We start from the raw sequence: 18,050 nt of genomic DNA on the forward strand, positions 1-18,050 counted from the left end.
CGTCGACCGTGGGTGACGGCGGGTAAGTCCGTGGGTAAGCGGTTTGCTAGGGGTGTCTCGAGAGTCGGGGGAGTCTCAGGAGGCGCGGCGCGCGCGCGCGGCACGGCGCTTCAGCGCACGACGCTCGTCTTCGCTCAGGCCACCCCACACTCCGGAATCCTGACCGGTCTCCAGTGCGTACTGGAGGCAGACCTCGGTGACGGAGCATCGGGCGCAGACGGCCTTTGCCTTATCGATCTGATCGACGGCCGGGCCGGTGTTTCCTACGGGGAAGAAAAGTTCCGGGTCAGCGGTCAGGCAGGCGGCTTTGTCGCGCCAATCCATAGCGGGAGCTCCTTAAATAGCAGGGTGCTTTGGTCGAACGACCTAAAGGATTCGGGTGAAGGTCAATGGCACGGTGGACGCTGCAACCAGACTTGGGTTGCACCCGCTCACGTCACTGTGAGCAACATTGACCTCAAATATGGTCGCATACTGGTATTTGCAAATCAAGGCTTTTGTATGGAGTGCTGCAGTGACTGACGATCTGAACGACCGGCGAACAGCAGCTGAACGCGCGGCAGACCGCCGGCGCGAGTTGCCGAGGCGCCCGGCGCTGCTCGTTCTGCTCGCCGCGATCGTCGGCGCCGAGGCGCTCGTGATGGCCGGCGTCGTGGTGTGGCTGACCGTCGAGTTGCTCACCGAGCGCCCGGCCTCTTACGAAACGGCGCTCGCCATTCTGGTGCTGTCGGCCATCGCCGCCGTCTTCCTGGCGTTCGTGGCCGTGCACACGCTCCGCGCGCGCCCCTGGACCCGCGCGGCGACGTTCACCTGGCAGCTGCTGCAGGCCGTCATCGCGATCGGCTGCTTCCAGGGGATCGTCGCCACGCCGACTATCGGCTGGTACCTGCTGGTGCCCGCGGTGCTGGCGCTCGTGCTGCTGTTCGCGCCCTCGGTGGTGGCGGCGACCCGTCGCGAGGTGTGAGTCGCAAGGTGTGACCGGGGCCGAGCGGATGCCGCCCCTCGCGCTCAGGCGTCGATCTTGAGCTTCTTGCGCAACGAGGCCACGTGCCCCGTGGCCTTGACGTTGTAGAGCGCGAGTGTGACGACGCCCTCTTCGTCGATGACGAAGGTGGAGCGCAGCACCCCGATCACGGTCTTGCCGTAGAGCGACTTCTCGCCCCAGGCGCCGTAGAGCCCGTGCACGGCGGCATCCGGGTCGGACAGCAGGGTGAAGTTGAGCCCCTGCTCGTCGACGAAGCCGCGGAGCTTCGCGGGCTGATCGCGCGAGACGCCGAGCACCGTGTAGCCGGCGCTCCTCAGCGAGTTGAGGTTGTCGCGGAAGTCGCACGCCTCGGTGGTGCACCCCGGCGTGCCGGCCTCGGGATAGAAGTAGAGGATGACGCGCTCACCGCGGTAGTCCGACAGCGATCGTGACTCGCCGTCCTGGTCGAGCAGGGTGAAATCGGGGGCGGTCCGGCCCGCTTCGATGCGGTCGCTCGTGTCTGTCATGGCTCCAGTATTTCGCATCCTCACGGCTCCGCGCCCGTGTTCGCGAGACGCCGACGAGCATGCTAATGTTGACGACTGGCTCGCCAAGAGCCATGCACCTCTAGCTCAATCGGCAGAGCAACTGACTCTTAATCAGTGGGTTCAGGGTTCAAGTCCCTGGGGGTGCACCCATCGGCGAAGGCCCTTGGCCCTGCGTAACTGCTGGGATCGGGGGCCTTTCTCAATTACCGGGTCAGAGCGTTTGCCCACACTTTGCCCACAAATGATCTACGCGACTGCCTCGAGGAGCTTCCGCTCCCATTCCGGATCGGCCGCCGCCGACCGGGCCGCCTCGTCGAGCTTGGCGGCCACCGACTCGAGGTCGTCGTCGAAGAGGTCGGCGTAGGTGTCGAGAGTCATCGAGGCAGACTGGTGGCCGAGCATACGTTGCAGCACCTTAACGTTCGCGCCTGCCCGCACAGCGAGGCTGGCGGCCGTGTGGCGCAGATCGTGGGGTGTGACCCGGGGGAAGGTCGGATCGATCATCTGAGCGCGGGAGACGGCGCCCTCGAACCAACCCGTGCCGTTCTCTACACGGCGTAGGTGGGCGCCATGGGGGCCGGGGAAGAGCAGCGTCGCGGTTTCACGCGCGCCGGCCGCCTGGGCGATCTCAGGCTCAATGAACGCGGGATAGGGCACCCAGCGGTCTTCGGCGCCCTTGAGAGTCCCGACGTGGACGATTCCGTTGACCGTGACCGCGTTCTCCTCGGCGTGAAGGCGGCGACGCAACTGGTCGACATCTCGAATGCGGAGCGCGGTCGCTTCTCCCCATCGGAGGCCTGTCAGGCCGAGGACGCGAACGAGCGTGGGTCGGCTTGAACAGCGGGCCAGGAGTTCGAGCTGCTGGAAGGTCAGGTACGAGCGACCCGCCTTCTTCTTCGGCTTGCTCGGCCGGTTTTTGACGTTTCGGGCAGGGTTGCGTTTGATTCGTCCATCGTTGACCGCCATGTCGAGGATGCCGGCGAGGACACCGAGTGCGCGAAGAGTCGTCGCTGCCGAGCGAAGCGCATGAATCTCGGCGACCCACTCCTGCACTTCTGAGGGTTCGATCGAGCGGATCTCGCGAGACGCCCACCGAGGTGCGACATGGTTCCTCCACGCTCGCGGCAGCGGATCATAGGCGGAAGGCTTCAAAACCTTCTTCCCGGCGAGCCAACGATCGACCAGCTGTCCGACAGCGACCTTCGACAGCGCCGGGTCGATGTACTCCCCGGTCGCCTTCGCGATCTCGACTGTCGCCGCGAACAGCTCGGCTTCGCGCTTGGTTTTGAACCCACGTTTATCCGTTTGCGAGTGGTCCGGCTTGCGATACCTCACCCGGTATCGCTTCCCAGCGTTCGTCTCGTACGGCGTGATCGTTGCCATATGTGCTGTCGTCCCTTCCCCTGCTATCGATTCCATTTTCCACCGGCTAGGGGTCCACAGAATGGTCCCCGTAGGGGGCGAGTCTTTGACCCCCTAAGGGGACCAAAAACTTGTCAATCAGGGGACCACTCAGTTGCCCCCTTAACAAGAAGAGAACAGGAAGGAGCAGAACAGGAGCAGTACGCGCGACGCGCGTTAGCGTCAGATTTGAGCACGATATGCGGGCGTCAACACCTCGCTGAGCGGGTATTCCGTTGACTCTTCCCTAGGCGGGAATGGGTAACGGAAGGGTTTGTCCATCTCATTGCCTGCGCCACCGCCACCCCCGAGCGGTGCTCGCTTTCCAACCTCCCCCAAAATTCGTTGCAGTCTGGCGGAGGTTGGAAAGTAAAGGGGTGGCGGTGGCGCAGGCAAGAAGAAGGACAGACAAGAAGCGCGAGAATAGAGGGCCGATAGGACAGGGGCGCGTGAGTTGCCCGATGAACTTGACGAGCAAAAGGCGATCGGGGCGACCAGGGGTAACGCGGCGGGATGGTGATTCGAACGAGCCGCTGAATCCGGTCGATGGCTACGCGCGGGAGTGTCACAGGCAGCCAGCCTCGTGGTGCAACTACCCGCCTCCTGGCTCGATATCGGGTTCGTGCATCCTCACGCGGCCGAGCTCCTCGAGGAGAGCGAGATCCCTCTATTCGAGGTTGTCTTCAATCTGCGAGAAATCCCTTCTCTGTCGCCGCTTCGACCAGCGGCTTGGCGATAGTGTCGCCGACCGCTCCTCGTATCGTCTCGACCAATTTCCGCACGCGGTAACTCACCATATGGTCCGGGCCCATCGTGCTCCGGACCCGCTCGGCAAAAAAAGTAACGAGTTCAGGGCCATAGGCGGCAAGGACGCCGTCCGGAAACTCCCGATTGAAGAACCGCTCGCCGAGACCGATGCTGTGCCCGCCGAGAAGAGTCGCCGCGGCGGGGACAAACTCACCGACGACAGGGACAACGTCCGCCCAGCGTGAAAGCTCCTCGGCGGATGCGACTCGAGGCCGTCCGCCGAGGCGGCGTTCCAAGTGCTTGCCGAGCCACCGGCGCCACACCTCGGCACCATCTACGCCGTCCTCACGCAGGAAGCGGGCCACGGCCTCAGCGAAGCCGGCGGCATGCGAGCCACCTGACGCGAGCACCGTGTGATCGAGCAGACGCCTCCGGTCGGCACTCGTAATGCCGGCGTATGACACCACGGATGTAGTGAACCCAAGAAAGATGTGACGCAGATTCTGGTCTGACAACTCGTCGAGACGGCTGAGCTCGGCGACCAAGCTGTCGAACAGCCCGGCCGCGAGGATCCGGTCATTCCACCTGGCATGGTGCAGGAAGGGGTTCCAGCCAAAGGCATGCCGCCGCGGGTCGTTGAAGAGCGGCAGCAGGTGTGCTGCCGCGAAGACTGCATCTGCGGCGAAGTGGAAGAACAGCTCTCCGGCAATCGCAGGTTGAGTAGCATCTAGCGCATGTTCGCTGCCGTTCAGCAGCGCGACGAGCGCATCCGACTCCTCGTCACTTAGTCCAGCCCACTCCGCACGCGAGTGCCGCCAGCGACGATCGACCTCACTGTTCCAGTACTGAGCCAAGAACCCCGGCCACGAGTTCATGTACAGCGGCGCGAGCGACAAGGGGGTCGAGTCCTCCGGGTGCGTGAATCCTGTGCCCTGCTCTCGCCAGAGTGCTCGCGCCAGTTCGCGCATGGACGCGAGCACCGGCGATTCATGTGCGTCGATCTGCTGTCGAATCTGATCGAGCAGGAAACGCCCGATCGCATGGGCGGAGCCCTTGTCCCGCGGCAGCGTGCTGAGGCGCTGGACAGCCCCGAGTCCCGAATCACCGAGTTCGGCTTTCCCCCAGCCTTCCGCGATCGCCCGCCATAGGTCGAACTGCTTGTCGTCAGTTTCGTCGCGGTCGAGGATGGCGTCCCAGAGCAGCACGCCTAGGTTTGGGCGGCGCTCTGCGGCCTGCTGCACGAGCCCGAGCGCATCTCGCCACTGAGGCTGATCGAAGTGGCGTTCGGAGTAGTCGTGGGCCAGCAGGTCATCGAGTGCAGCGCTCGGGTTCTGAGCGAGCGCCTGAATGAACTCCTCGAAGTCCATCGGCGGTTGACCACCCCAGGTTCCACTCGTCATCCAGCTATCGAAGTCAGGATGCTCTCGCACCTCGAAGTCGGGGTTCTCAGCTTGAGCCGCGTCGAACGCGAGCTGCGCCTCAGCCCAGTCAGGGTCGGCCTGCGTCAGCCATGCGAGCAAGTTGTACTTCGCGTACGCGAAGTGGCCGTCACGATCAGGAACCTCTTCGGGGTAGTCGGGTCCAGCGGCGGCGGCGTCCAAGATCCGCTGTTTTAGCGACGGCGCCGCGGTACCGACCGCGGCGGCTAGCACCTGATAGGTTTCGTGCTTCAGATGGTCTGCATAGAGCCCCGTGCGATCGAGGAGCCACGAGAGCTTGTCGTCCGCACTCCGTGCCGGATCGTCGGATACCAGATGCACGGCCAGCCGTTGCATTAGTGCTCGGCCAAGGCTCCACCATCGATCAGGCAGGCCCGGCCAAACGGGCAGCGCCTTCATCCCGTATTCCCGGAGGCCATCGATGATCGCATCGAGCGGCTCCCGCATTTCGTCCTGGGCGTGCGGCTCGATCGCAGATCGGTGATGCGCGAGCGGATCCCAGCCTCGGTCGCCGTGATACGCGCCGAGCAGGTCGTACGCCGCGACGATGGCTTCCTCAAGGACGCCCCCGAGCGAGCGATCCCCGGGGTCGGATGCCTGTATGACGAGCTGAACATGTTGCGTCAGCGTGTATTCCTCGGAGTTCCAGGTGACCTTCGCATCGGGATAGTTCGTGCGCTCCTCGGGCTCCTCGCGGAACCAGCGCCGTTCCAGCTTGAGGAAAGGGCGCAGCGCCGTCCGCAGCACAGCCACGCTGCGCACCGTTGATTCGGGTAAGAACGGCATGAGGAGGTCGGTTTCTAACGGCGCCGACTGTCCATAGATCGAGGTAGCGAGGAGCGCCTGCCACCTTTCTCCGGCAGACGCATCGTGCTTGCCTAGGTCGTTGGCGAGCCAGGTGGCCGTCCGATAGAGCGAGGGCGTCATCGACTGCCCGAGTCGTTGCATGGTCTGGAGCGCTGCACCGTTCAGGGTCGTCGACTCGATGAAGATTCTTGCGAACCAGTTGCCTAGGACCGCCGTCGCGTCCGGCACCTCATGGAGCGAGAACAGAGCCTTGAACTCCGGGAAATCCTCCAGCCATGTCAGCCATTCGAGTTTGTCTTTGTCGGGCAGCGATCCAGTCGCAACCGCGAAGTCGCGGGTGCCGTCCGTAGTCCGGAGACGAGCATGGAGGTAGTCGCGGTCGGGCAGTGGCATCGCGGTTCCGCCGCCGATGATCGCCTGTACGCGCGATTGGTGGTCGGTCTGTCCCATCTTCGCGCGGTCCGCCCACACGGTAAGAGCCGCCACAAGCGCTTGATGATCACGCCTGACGACCGGGTAGGTGATCGGCTGGATCCCTAGGTAGCCCCACTTGCTGTTCGACGGGTCGTTTGTGAACGCGAACCGTTTGGGGCCAACGGCCTTGCCGCTCGACGGCAGCCCGAGCGCGAGGTATCGCATGATCACGTCGTCGTGGCTGTAGCCGATGAACACTACGGTGTATCGATCGAACATGGGGAGGAGGAACCGTGCTGCCCAGGCATCGGTGATGTATGCGTGGCCGAAGTCTCGGTCAGTGAGAATCATCTCCTCCTTCCGGCGCTGTACTGAGCCATGCAGGTGGACGAGTCCAGCGAAGTCGCGCCCGAGTGGCAACGCCGGGGCGTACCAGATGTCCGGGACCGCGATCGATCCGCTGCGCGCAGCAGAAGCAAGGTGATCGTCGTAATTGGTCGTCACAACACGGAATGCCCCTCCGATCCCCGCGAGGTCAACAATCGCATCATGGAGTGAATTGAATTTCGACTTCGGATTGGAGATCAGGGTGTGTGCGTGGTGATGCGCGTCAAACCCCTGTGGCAGCGACTCCAGCTGCCCGATGAAGAAGTCCAGTCCGCCGCGCTTCGAGAATGGGTGCGACGCCAGTCGAGCAAGCTTCCTCGCGAGGCTGTCAAATAGGGGAAGATTCGAAGGCTTACCCAGCGAAGCCCCTGCGCCGACAAAGAACACGAGCTCGCCGCGCTCGTGGGCATCGAGGATTTCGTCGGGTAGCTCGACGTCGCCAGTGATCCACATCAGGCCGCGCCCTCGGTACGGCCGTTTGGTGTCTTCACCGACGCGCCCCCGTCCGCACCTCGTCAAGTCGCTTGCGCAGCAATGTCTTGCTGACCCCAAGCTCCAGCGCAAGCCAACACCGAATGAGGACGAACCCCTGCCGCGCCCGCTCGATCGCCTCGTTCGACGTGACTGCAGCGTTATCGGCGTGCTTCGCGCCCTTGAATGCTCGATTGAAGCGATCGCGCCACAGATCGGCGCGCTTCGCCTTTCCGTACGTAGCGGCACTCGCGATTCCGACCGCATCGGTCACGACCTTCAACAGGTCGGGATAGCTCGGTGCCTTCTTTGAGGTCGGATGCGCCTGCCGCCAGATTGCATAGCCCAGCGCCTCCAGTGCCACCCCGATCTGCAACAACTGGGATTCGACGGTCGAGTTACGTTGGAACAGCGTGGTGACTGCGATCCAGGTAGGACGCGACCACTTCTGAAATCCAGTGAGCCACGCGGAGACCCGGGCCGGGTCAGTTTCGTCGAGGTAGAACAACGGCTCGCGATCATCGAGTGAGTCGTGCAGGCCGTCGCCGCGCCCGAACGTTGGCTCGAAGGCGTCTGGCCACCAGCGTCGCTTATCTTTCCTGATGTCCATTGGCTGATCGTCGTGGCGCATCGCCGACCTCATCACTGCAGCGCACGGGAACGCGTAGGCGAGACTCATGAGGTCCTGGATCATTCGATGTTGAGCGGAGTGATCATTCCAGGAACGCCTGCTGCGAGTGCGGGTCTCCACCGTCAGCCGGTCGGTAATGGTGAAGACACCATTCTTCGGTTGTGGCTGATGTGAGTATGACGTAGTGAGCCGGAGGTCGAAGGCGCCGCCAAGGACGTGATCGGGCTGGTTCTTCGCCAACAGCTCCAGACCGGTCACTCCTTCCCCGTCTTTGAAGTGGAGTCGAGTTTCCACGCTCGTCATCCTCGTCCAGCGGGCAAGGCCCTCGACTTCAGTGCGTAGGCCGTTGATCTTCGAGTAGTCCACATCGTTCGACCCGGCTGCGATCGCGAAGCGATAGCGAATGCATTGCTCAGAGTGGGCCAGCGTTGAGGCGGAAGCGCCGGCTGACCGCCCCTCCTGCAATGTTACCCAGCCCTGTCCGTCCCGAGCGACGAGGGGATCGGGTAGCGGCAGCTTCGAGTTGAGATCGAACGCATCGGCGAAACCCAGCGCTCGCGGCCAAGTCACTTCAGCACCGCGGTCGTCGAGTGCGACGACAATCACCTCGTCCGTCCCAGCCGTTCCCGACCGGCTGTGCATGATGCGGGTCACGCCTAGCGCCAGCTTCTCCGTCATGCCATCGCCTCCATGGTTTCTCTGAGGAGGACGAAGTTGGACATGGGTAGTTGGACGAGGTCGTCCCGAGAGCCGGACAATTTGGCCATCTCCCTTCGTATAGCGACGATTGCCTTCCAGACCGCCTCGAAGCCGGCATCGAGCGCAGGGCGCGCATTCGCAGGCGAAACCTCGGCTGGAAAGGCGGCGACGTGCTCCCACGAGGCGCAGGTCATCATGGCGCCCCCGTTGCTTTCAACGGCAAACTCCGTGAAGTCGGGCCGGCCCACGATCCCACGGCGCATCGTCCAATTTCGGCCTCAAGTTTCCTCGTCCGTGAGCATCAGTTCGCCAGCATAGATGGGGCATTGCTCGATGCGGTCGGAGATTTGGCTGTGCTCCCGGAGCCACGACTCGAGGTCCTTATTGAGAAAGCCGGCGAGCTCGATGATCGAGGCATGTGCGGTCATCAGGGGGAGACGGAGAGGCTCACCATCTGCGGTGGACCCTCCAGCAATCGGAACGCCCCAAACAATGTGTTCGTGGTGTGCAATGCGGTTTCGCAAGGCCTGCACACGCCGCGCGACGCCCTCAACTCGCTGGCGATCGAGGTCGTTCACTTGAGGGAAGGCGCGGCGCACAGCAGCCTTCCAGATGACGGTGTCGTAAATGCGACGCTGACGTTCTCCGTCGACCTCGGCATATTGTCCGCGACCAAGCAACTTGACCCAGAAGCCGAAGGTCAGCGATGCAACAAGTTTCCCATGAACGACCTGTGGGTCATCGGGCAGGCTCCCAAGACGGGTTCGACTCATTGCTTCCTCGACCAGATGAGTCGCCTGCTGATCGAGGATGGTTCGATCTCTGTACCAGACGAGCCCGTACGAACTTGCAAGCTCTCTCGCCATGGCGGACCGCATCGCAACCTCCACATGGGCAAGGTCATCGAAAACGGCGAGAGCGACGGCACTTGCCCACCGGTAGAGCTCAATCCCATCGACATCTGGGTCGAAGCGGCAGGCGGCGTCGTACCTCTGCATACGAGCCTCTGGGATGTTTGCTCGAAGACGGTCCATGTGGCTCCTAATTGCATGGCAACAGTATTGGATCTAGACTAGGAGACAGCCCCCGACGCAGCGCACCCAGTGTGACGGTCGGGGTTCCTTTTTTATCCTCCGGCGCGAACGTGAAGGCTGTGCAGAGACGCTCTGCGGCACGACGTTCGCCCCCTACGGCAAAGCGGTGTCGGATGCCACTGCGACAATGTAGCTGCGCCGACATGGAGCCTGCGCTAGTCGGGCCTCCAGATGTGGTCACCGTGCTGCTTGCTGACCGCGATAGGCGAATCTACTCGGCATAGCATCGCGCAAATCCCGCGTCAACAGCGAGATGTTGCGCGTGTATGGCAGATCGGGCGTGCATCCTCGACAGGCAGACGCAGTAGGGACAGTGTTTCAGGGAGATTGAACGGCTCGCGCATGATCCCCAGCGGTCGTTCCCCAATCTCAGTGATTCACGTGCCAACTTCAATGACATGAGGGATTTCGCCGGAACCTGGGACGATGCAATTGTCCAACAGGCTGTTGGCCAATTGCTGTGGGGTCCTAGTATCGTGCTCTTGTCAACACTCAAGGACGCGGAGACAGTCAGCCGCTCGGCATAGCGAGTTTCAGCTTCCGGAGGCGCTGCCGGACCAGTTGCAGACGGCGCTGCCGACCATCGAGCAGATCGAGCGCGAACTCGGGGAGGCTGCCGAGTGACGGGGCATCAGCGATAGCCCACTCGCCTCTTCTGAGTGCGTCAAGGGTGAGTTCAGACGGGTACCCGTGCCCACACTTTGCCCACACTTGGGCGCCAGGGATCATGATTCACCACCGTCTGTGTGATCGAAGAGTCTCGGAAATATGCGGGACTCGCGACTTCGCACCGGCCTTCTCGACCGGGAAAGCGGGTTCAAGTCCCCGGGGGTGCACCACGAAGAGGGCTCCTGCCCAGCGATTGCGCTGAACAGGGGCCCTTTCCCATTGGCCGACCCGAGTGGTACCCTCAGCCAGGGGCGAGCGCGGAATGGGGCCTTCCGTCGTTCAGAACTCCTAGCAGTGCGACTCTTTCACCTGGAAGGTGCGGCTGCGGCGCGCCAGGGCGCGCGCGATCGATGACGACTGCTGCTAGGGGACTCATGTCATACGTTATTGCGATCGACCTCGGCGAAGGAATCGCGGCGGCGGCGGTCATCGATCTCGTCGACGGATCGTCGCACCGCAACGGCGACGTGCGCTCCGTGGCCCTGTCGCGCACGGAGCCCGCCGACGGCACCGTCTGGATCGGTGACGACGGCTACGCCTACTTCGGCGACGAAGCCGCCGAGCGCAGCCTGGCGCAACCCGAACGCGCGCTACGCGGCGTGCTCGACCGGGTCGGCGAACCCGAGCCGGAAGCGGAACCGGGCACGACGCCGGAGATCCGGCCCGAAGAGGTCGTCGCCGCGCAGGTGGCGTGGATCGTCGACGTCGCCATCGAGCAGGAGGGCCACGAGCCCGAGGCCGTGGCGCTCGTGCATCCCGACACCTGGGGGAGTCGCGAGATCGAGCTGATGACCGCGGCGCTCGCCGTGGAGGGGCTCGACGACGTCGAGCTCTACAGCGAGCAGGAGGCGTTCGCGGCATCCGAGGCCTGGGAGGGCACCCCGGAGCACGGCGCCGGCCTGCTGCTGGCGTCGCTGTTCGTCATGAGCCCCGCCGTCGAGCCGGTCGCCGCGGTGACCGCGGTCGCTCCGATCGGGCGCGACGAAAGCCTCGCGCCCGGAAGCGCCGCCGCCGGGAAGGCCGCGTCGATCGCCGCGCCTGCCTCTGCCGTCGGCGTCGTGGGCGCGCAGTGGAACCGCATGATCCACGGCAGCCGGCGCCGGCTCGTGCTGGCCTCTGCCGTCGCCGCCGCGGTCGTGCTCGCCACCACCGCCGGCGCGGTGGGTCTCGGCGGCCTCATCCAGACCCGCGACCCCGCCTCGGCGACCTCGGCGAAGGCATCCGTCGGCGACTCGGCAAGCGGCTCAGGCTCCGCTAGCTCCGGAGATGCGGATGCCGCCAGCCGGGCCAAATCGCCGACCATCGAGAAGACCGGCGACACCACCGAAGCCCCCGTGGTCGGCACTCCGGCGCCGACCAACGGTTCGCAGACGCCGCCCACCGCCCCGGTCGCTCCCCGGAGCCCCTCGAACCCCTCGTCGCCCAGCCGGCCCGTCGCCCCCACCAATCCCGCGAATCCGCCCGCGCCCAGCAGGCCGGCCACGCCCGCGAACCCCACCACGCCGTCGCGCCCGACCACTCCCACCAGCCCGACCCGGCCCACGACACCGTCCACACCGTCGCCCACGCCCACGCCGACTCCCACACCCACCCAGCCGCCCGTCGTCACGCCGACGCCCGATCCGGTGCCCGTCGACCCTGCGCCAGTCGATCCCGCGCCGGTTGACCCGGCGCCGGTCGACCCCGCTCCGGTCGATCCCGCGCCGGTTGACCCGGCGCCGGTCGATCCTGCTCCGGTCGATCCCGCGCCGGTCGATCCGGCGCCGGTCGACCCCGCTCCAGTCGACCCCGCGCCGGTCGATCCGGCGCCGGTCGACCCCGTGCCCTGACCGTCGATCGAATCCGGCTCGGACGCGACATCCGGTCTGCACCCGCGAGACAGCGTGCGCTGATCGTGGGCCGCTCCGCCGCGCCGACTATCGAAAAGTGCCGCGCCAATGACACTATGGTTCTGACTTCCTCACTGCGAGGTCGATTCGGCCACGGAAAGAGTTGTTGTGGAACGGTTGGAGCGAGACGTCGTCATCGTCGGCGCCGGAGTGACGGGGCTGACCGCGGCGGTCACGCTGCGTGAGGCCGGATGCAGCGTGATCGTGCTCGAGGCGCGCGACCGCGTCGGCGGCCGGGTCTGGACCGATCACGTCGACGGCCAGCTCTACGAGATCGGCGGCCAATGGGTGTCGCCCGACCAGACGGCGTTGCTCGAGGTGCTCGACGATCTCGGCCTCGACACCTACGAGCGGTATCGCGACGGCGAGAGCGTCTACATCGGCGCCGACGGGGTCGCCAAGCGCTTCACGGGCGGCGTCGTGCCGACGAACCCGCACACCGAGGCCGAGATCGAACGGCTCATCGTGCTGCTCGACCAGCTCGTGGCCGAGACCGACCCGGCCGCGCCGTGGGAGCATCCGAACGCCGACGAGCTCGACCGCATCTCGTTCTCGGCCTGGCTGCGGCAGCAGAGCGACGACGCCGAGGCACGCGAGAACATCGCCCTGTTCATCGCCGACGCCATGCTGACCAAGCCCGCGCACTCCTTCTCGGCGCTTCAGGCACTGCTCATGGCCGCCAGCGCCGGCAGTTTCAGCCATCTGGTCGACGCCGACTTCATTCTCGACCGGCGCGTGGTCGGCGGGCTGCAGCGGGTGCCGCTCGCGCTGGCGGCGACGCTCGACCCGGTTGACCTGCGCCTCGGGCAGCCGGTGCGCGGCATCCGCTGGTCGTCGGCCGCGCTGCCCGTTGAGGCAGTGCCCGCCGACGCAGAGCCCGCCGACGCCGAGCCCGCCCGCGCCGAGCCCGCCGAGTCGGTCGAGGTCTCGACCGACGACCTCGTGGTCACCGCGAAGCGCGTGATCGTGGCCGTGCCGCCGAACCTCTACAACCGCATCGACTACGCACCCGCCCTGCCGCGCCTGCGCCAGCAGTTGTCGCAGCACCAGTCGCTCGGCCTCGTCATCAAGGTGCACGCCACCTACGACACCCCTTTCTGGCGCGAGGAGGGGCTGTCAGGCACCGCCTTCAGCCCTTACCGCGTCGTGCACGAGGCCTACGACAACTCGAATATCGGAGAGACCCGGGGCACGCTCGTGGGCTTCGTCTCCGACGAGAAGGCCGACGCCCTGCTCGCGCTGCCCGCCGCCGAGCGCCGGCATCGCATCCTCGAGTCGCTCGCTGCCTACTACGGGCCGAAGGCGCTCGAGCCGGTCGTCTACTTCGAGAGCGACTGGGCCGCCGAGGAGTGGACGCAGGGTGCCTACGCCGCGAGCTTCGACCTGGGGGGCCTCACCCGCTACGGGGCGCTGCAGCTCGAACCGGTGGGGCCCCTCCGCTTCGGATCGAGCGACCTCGCCGCCGAGGGCTACCAGCACGTCGACGGCGCCATTCGGGTGGGGCGCCGGCTCGCCGCCGAGACCATCGAGAGCATCGAGAGCCTCGGGGCGTAGGCTTCCGCGCATCCGGCCCGACCAACCCCCACACCGACCGAGGAGACACCGAATGACCAGCCACTACGCCGTCATCAACCCCGCCACGGGCGAGACCCTGGCCGAATACCCCACCATCACCGACGCCGAGCTGCAGGATGCGATCGGGTCGGCCGCGGCGGCCTTCGAAGGCTGGTCGCGACGCGTGCCGGTCGCCGACCGCACCGCGCTGATCGCGCGCGTGGCCGAACTGCACACCGAGCGGCGTGACGAGCTGGCCGAGATCGCGGTGCGCGAGATGGGCAAGCCGCTCGACCAGGCGCTCGGCGAGGTCGACTTCGCCGCCGCGATCTACCAGTACTACGTCGACAACGGTGCCGACTTCCTCGCCGACGAGCCGATCGACCTGGCCGAGGGCTCGGGCTCGGCGTTCATCCGCCGCGGCGGCCTCGGCGTACTGCTGGGCATCATGCCGTGGAACTTCCCCTACTACCAGGTGGCGCGGTTCGCCGGCCCGAACATCGTGGCGGGCAACACCATCCTGCTGAAGCACGCCCCGCAATGCCCCGAGTCGGCCGCGGCCATCGCCCGCATCTTCGACGAGGCGGCCGCGTCGGTGGGGGCACCCGCCGGCGTCTACGTCAACATCTTCGCCAGCAACGACCAGATCGCGACGGTCATCGCCGACCCGCGCCTGCAGGGCGTCTCGGTCACCGGTTCCGAGCGGGCCGGAGCCGCCGTCGCAGAGCTCGCCGGCAAGAACCTCAAGAAGGTCGTGCTCGAGCTCGGCGGCTCCGACCCGTTCATCCTGCTCTCGACCGACGACCTGGATGCCGCGGTGCAGGATGCCGTGAACGCGCGCCTCGACAACAACGGGCAGTCGTGCAACGCGGCCAAGCGCTTCATCGTGATCGACTCGCTCTACGACTCCTTCGCGTCGAAGTTCGTCGAGGTGTTCACCGCCGCGCAGCCGGCCGACCCGATGGCCGAGGGCACCCTGCTCGGGCCACTCTCGTCGGCGGCCGCCACCGAACGGCTCGAGGAGCAGCTCGGCCGAGCCCGCACACAGGGCGCGACCGTGCTGGCCTCCGGAACCCCGTCGGGCAACTTCTTTCCGCCCGCCGTGCTGGCCGACGTCACCGACGCGATGGATGCCTACCGCGAGGAGTTCTTCGGCCCGGTGGCCGCCCTCTACAAGGTGTCGTCGGAGGAGGAGGCCGTGCGGTTGGCGAACGACACGCCCTTCGGGCTGGGTTCCTACGTCTACACCACCGACGAGGAGCAGGCGCTGCGGGTGGCCGACGCGATCGACGCCGGCATGGTGTGGATCAACCTCGTGCTCGGCGACGCCGCGGAGCTGCCGTTCGGCGGTGTGAAGCGCTCGGGCTCCGGCCGCGAGATGGGCCGTTTCGCCATGGAGGAGTTCGTGAACAAGAAGCTCATCCGCGTCGCCTGAGCGGCACGCACTCCCTTCGGCGGGGGCTACGTACTCCTGCCGCCGTCACTACGTACATGTTCTTCAGTCGAGCGATTTCGACGTCGAGAGTGAGTAAAACCTACTCATGGCCACCCCGTGGCCGTAGACATCTTGGCCCGAGATGCCGCGACCCACCCCGTCGCGGCGTGAAGAGAAAGCACTCGACGAATGCCATCGCAGAAGAACAGTCCCACCCTGCCCGACGGCCGGCGCCTTCGCGGGCGCGACCGCCCGTTCAAGCAGGCACTCCTCCGGCTCGAGCTCGCCGAGCGGCGAACGCTCGTGCTCGTCACCGGCAAGCCCGGCTGCGGCCGCACGGCGTTCCTCGACGCCCTCTGCGCCGCTCTGCCGGCCGACCGCTGCGTCATCACCGTGCGGGGTCACGCCGACCTCACGGCCGTTCCCCTCGGAGCCCTCGCGCCGGTGATGGCGACCTTCCCCGGCGACGACGCCGGCGAGCCCGCCATCGTGCAGTTCCACCGCGCCGTCAACCGTCCCGGGGTCGTGCTCGTGGTCGACGACTCCGAGCTCCTCGACTCGGCGAGTCTCGGTGTGCTCGAGCAGGTGGCGCACGCGGGCGTCGCCACGATGCTCGTAGCACGGGCGATCCGGGGGGTGTCCGAGGGGCAGCCGGCCGCGGCATCCGGTCTCGCCCGACAGGCCTGCCTCGCGGTCGACCTGCCGACGCTCTCGGCCGCCGACGCCCACGCCCTCATCAAAGACCGCCTCGGCCCCAGCGTGGGCGAGCTCGCCGCCGACGAGATGGTGCGCCTCTCGGCCGGCAGCGTTCGCACGCTGGCCGAGATCGTCGAGGCCGCGATCGGCGCCACCGATCTCTGCGACGACGTCGGTCACTGGCGGGAGCGTTGGTCGTACGTCAGCGAGGGCATGGTCGCGTCGCTGCCGGCGAACCCCATCTCGGCTCCGCCGCTCGTGGCCGACCTGCTGACCGTGCTCGCGGTCGCGGGCGACCTGCCGGTCGAGCAGGCCGGCACCTCGGGCGTCTCCGAGGGCGCGACGCAACGCGCCGAGGCCGCCGGTTTCGTGACCACCCGCCGCCACGACGGCCGCATCTGGGTGTCGCTCGCGCATCCGCTCTACGCCGCCGTCATGCTCTCGACCGTCTCGAGCTCGTGGGAGTCGAGCTTCTGCGCCGCAGGCGCCGACATGCTCGACGGCTACCCCGACCACCGGGTGCGGCGCACGCTGCTGCAGCTGCGGGCCGGCCAGCAGGTGCAGCCGCGGGTGCTGCTCGACCTCGCCCGGCACGAGCTGAGCCGTCAGCGCTACAGCACGGCCATCACCCTCGGCGAGCACGCGGTGCGCGGAGCGGGCGCCGACGCGACCCTGCGCGCCGCGGGGGAGTACGTGCAGGCGCAGTCGCACTCGCAGGTGGGCCGCTCGGCCGCCGCCGGCCGGCACTTCGCCGCCGCGTGGGCCGCGGTCGACGACGTCACCGGAGCCGGTGGAGAGCCGGGCGACGACTTCGTGGCCGTGCTCGCGCAGGCCGAGGGCAACCACCTGGCGTTCCGCGAGCTGCGGCCTGACCTCGCGGTCGGCCGCGTGGCTCCCGTGCTCGACCGCATCGGCGACGACGGCATGCGCGCGCTCGTGGAGTCGGATCTCACGAAGTGGCGCCTGATGTCGGGCGAGGGGCTGCCCGTCGACCTCGACGAGCTCGTGTCGCTCGGCCCGGTCGAGACCGCGGGCGACCTCAACCTGCTCATCATGACGGCGATGCTGCACACCATGGGCGGCAACCTCGCGCTCGCCGATCGCGCCGTGCAACGCGGGCTGGCGGAATGCGACCGGTTCCGCGACGTGCTTCCGAACGCCCGCGATCTGCTGCAGCTCTCGGAGGTGCTGGTGCTGTCGTTCACCGGCCGGTTCGTCGAGGCCCGCGGCGCCGCGACCTGCAACCTCAGTCGCGCCGAGACCGCCAACCCCAGTGCTCGGGGCATCTGGAAGTTCGTGCTCGCCATGATCGAACTGCACGCCGGTTCTCCGTCGCGCGCCTGGAAGCTCATCTCCGAGGGGCGCCGCGATCTGGTGTGGCGGGATGTCGCGGGCCTGCTGGCCTCGGCCGATGCCCTGTCGGCGGCAATCGCCGCCCGCACCGGACGGTTCGCGATCGCGAGGAGCTGGCTCGACCAGCTGACTCCGGCCGAGGTGAGCGACCCGAAGGTCGAGCTGTATGCGTCGCTCGCCCGGGCCTGGGTGTCGGCGGCGTCGGGGCGGCCGGGTTTCGCCATCCGGAGCCTCGCACCGGCCTTGAAGACGGCGATCGACGGCGGGCACCTCTACCTGGCGGCCCTCACCGCCTACGAGGGACTGCGCATCGACCCGGCCATCGGCGCCTCGGTGATGCTGCCGCACCTGACCGCGGCGGCCCAGGCCTTTCCGCTCTGCGAGGCGCACGCGCGCGCGATCGTCGCGCGAGACGACGTGCTGCCCATCGCCCGGCAACTGGCCGAGGCCGGCCTCCTCGGGCCGGCGATCGACGCCGCCCGGTGGGTGGCCGACCAGTCGGGCGCCGACCTCGTTCGGGCCTCGCACGCGCACCGTCTGGCCGACTCGTGGACCGTGCGGGCCGGTGTGGCCATGGGCTCGCGACGGTCGCCGTCGCAGCCGCGGGTGATGCCACTGACCGATCGCGAGTGGCAACTGGCATCCGGGGCCGCAGCCCACCGCACGAGCGCCGAACTGGCCGACGAGTTCGGCATCTCGGTGCGCACGGTCGACAACCATCTGGCCCGCATCTACAAGAAGCTCGGCATCACCGGCCGCCGTGAGCTGTCGGCGGAACTGACCGAGCTGAGGCTCGCCAGCCCCTACGAGGGCTACGGGACCGAGTCGGCGAGCAAGTAGAAATTACTCATA

General features: G+C 66.7%; 12 protein-coding genes and 1 tRNA gene. 6 read left to right on the top strand and 7 right to left on the bottom strand.

The window, feature by feature from the left end; genetic code table 11:
- Positions 1-75: 75 nt before the first annotated feature.
- Complete coding sequence (locus tag N1032_RS14450; RefSeq protein ID WP_077055322.1) at positions 76-324, bottom strand: WhiB family transcriptional regulator; 249 nt, start codon at positions 322-324, stop codon at positions 76-78.
- 190 nt (positions 325-514) lie between these two features.
- On the opposite strand from N1032_RS14450, the gene N1032_RS14455 reads away from it, so the two are divergent.
- On the top strand, positions 515-964 hold the full coding sequence (locus tag N1032_RS14455) for a hypothetical protein (RefSeq protein WP_259539854.1): 450 nt from the start codon (positions 515-517) through the stop codon (positions 962-964).
- Positions 965-1,008: 44 nt separating this feature from the next.
- On the opposite strand, the gene bcp is transcribed toward N1032_RS14455, so the two are convergent.
- Complete coding sequence (bcp, locus tag N1032_RS14460; protein WP_259539855.1) at positions 1,009-1,491, bottom strand: thioredoxin-dependent thiol peroxidase; 483 nt, start codon at positions 1,489-1,491, stop codon at positions 1,009-1,011.
- Positions 1,492-1,585: 94 nt separating this feature from the next.
- Between bcp and N1032_RS14465 the strand changes: the two genes are divergently transcribed.
- A tRNA-Lys gene (locus N1032_RS14465) sits at positions 1,586-1,658 on the top strand.
- A 100-nt stretch (positions 1,659-1,758) separates the two neighbouring features.
- On the opposite strand, the gene N1032_RS14470 is transcribed toward N1032_RS14465, so the two are convergent.
- The 5 genes from N1032_RS14470 to N1032_RS14490 form a co-directional block, all read right to left on the bottom strand.
- Positions 1,759-2,895, bottom strand: coding sequence for a site-specific integrase (locus N1032_RS14470; RefSeq protein WP_259539856.1), 1,137 nt, complete (start codon positions 2,893-2,895; stop codon positions 1,759-1,761).
- 701 nt (positions 2,896-3,596) lie between these two features.
- Positions 3,597-7,160, bottom strand: coding sequence for an SIR2 family protein (locus tag N1032_RS14475; protein WP_259539857.1), 3,564 nt, complete (start codon positions 7,158-7,160; stop codon positions 3,597-3,599).
- Positions 7,161-7,194: 34 nt separating this feature from the next.
- Positions 7,195-8,487: an ApeA N-terminal domain 1-containing protein gene (locus N1032_RS14480; protein ID WP_259539858.1), complete on the bottom strand. Its 1,293-nt coding sequence runs from the start codon at positions 8,485-8,487 to the stop codon at positions 7,195-7,197.
- Entirely contained in the window at positions 8,484-8,771 is a 288-nt protein-coding gene (locus N1032_RS14485) for a hypothetical protein (RefSeq protein WP_259539859.1), read from the bottom strand. The genes N1032_RS14480 and N1032_RS14485 overlap by 4 nt, the downstream gene beginning before the upstream one ends.
- 15 nt (positions 8,772-8,786) lie before the next feature.
- Positions 8,787-9,542, bottom strand: a complete 756-nt coding sequence (locus N1032_RS14490) for a hypothetical protein (protein ID WP_259539860.1) — start codon at positions 9,540-9,542, stop codon at positions 8,787-8,789.
- 1,103 nt (positions 9,543-10,645) lie between these two features.
- Here N1032_RS14490 and N1032_RS14495 point away from each other — a divergent pair.
- The 4 genes from N1032_RS14495 (at position 10,646) to N1032_RS14510 (ending at position 18,038) form a co-directional block, all read left to right on the top strand.
- The gene (locus tag N1032_RS14495) at positions 10,646-12,100 is read left to right on the top strand and encodes an Hsp70 family protein (protein ID WP_259539861.1); all 1,455 of its coding nucleotides are present in this window, start codon (positions 10,646-10,648) and stop codon (positions 12,098-12,100) included.
- Positions 12,101-12,268: 168 nt separating this feature from the next.
- Positions 12,269-13,714, top strand: coding sequence for a flavin monoamine oxidase family protein (locus N1032_RS14500; protein WP_259539862.1), 1,446 nt, complete (start codon positions 12,269-12,271; stop codon positions 13,712-13,714).
- Positions 13,715-13,766: 52 nt separating this feature from the next.
- Positions 13,767-15,149, top strand: a complete 1,383-nt coding sequence (locus N1032_RS14505) for an NAD-dependent succinate-semialdehyde dehydrogenase (protein WP_259539863.1) — start codon at positions 13,767-13,769, stop codon at positions 15,147-15,149.
- A gap of 189 nt (positions 15,150-15,338) precedes the next feature.
- Complete coding sequence (locus tag N1032_RS14510) at positions 15,339-18,038, top strand: helix-turn-helix transcriptional regulator (RefSeq protein WP_259539864.1); 2,700 nt, start codon at positions 15,339-15,341, stop codon at positions 18,036-18,038.
- The last annotated feature ends 12 nt before the right edge of the window (positions 18,039-18,050 follow it).

Source organism: Herbiconiux daphne (assembly GCF_024979295.1).
Lineage (GTDB): Bacteria > Actinomycetota > Actinomycetes > Actinomycetales > Microbacteriaceae > Herbiconiux > Herbiconiux daphnes.

Bases quoted from the DNA above. Each gene is read 5' to 3' on its own strand.
- bcp (WP_259539855.1), bottom strand. From the start codon at position 1,491: ATGACAGACACGAGCGACCGCATCGAAGCGGGCCGGACCGCCCCCGAT.
- N1032_RS14475 (WP_259539857.1), bottom strand. From the start codon at position 7,160: ATGTGGATCACTGGCGACGTCGAGCTACCCGACGAAATCCTCGATGCC.
- N1032_RS14485 (WP_259539859.1), bottom strand. From the start codon at position 8,771: ATGCGCCGTGGGATCGTGGGCCGGCCCGACTTCACGGAGTTTGCCGTT.
- N1032_RS14505 (WP_259539863.1), top strand. From the start codon at position 13,767: ATGACCAGCCACTACGCCGTCATCAACCCCGCCACGGGCGAGACCCTG.
- N1032_RS14450 (WP_077055322.1), bottom strand. From the start codon at position 324: ATGGATTGGCGCGACAAAGCCGCCTGCCTGACCGCTGACCCGGAACTT.
- N1032_RS14480 (WP_259539858.1), bottom strand. From the start codon at position 8,487: ATGACGGAGAAGCTGGCGCTAGGCGTGACCCGCATCATGCACAGCCGG.
- N1032_RS14510 (WP_259539864.1), top strand. From the start codon at position 15,339: ATGCCATCGCAGAAGAACAGTCCCACCCTGCCCGACGGCCGGCGCCTT.
- N1032_RS14490 (WP_259539860.1), bottom strand. From the start codon at position 9,542: ATGGACCGTCTTCGAGCAAACATCCCAGAGGCTCGTATGCAGAGGTAC.
- N1032_RS14495 (WP_259539861.1), top strand. From the start codon at position 10,646: ATGTCATACGTTATTGCGATCGACCTCGGCGAAGGAATCGCGGCGGCG.
- N1032_RS14470 (WP_259539856.1), bottom strand. From the start codon at position 2,895: ATGGCAACGATCACGCCGTACGAGACGAACGCTGGGAAGCGATACCGG.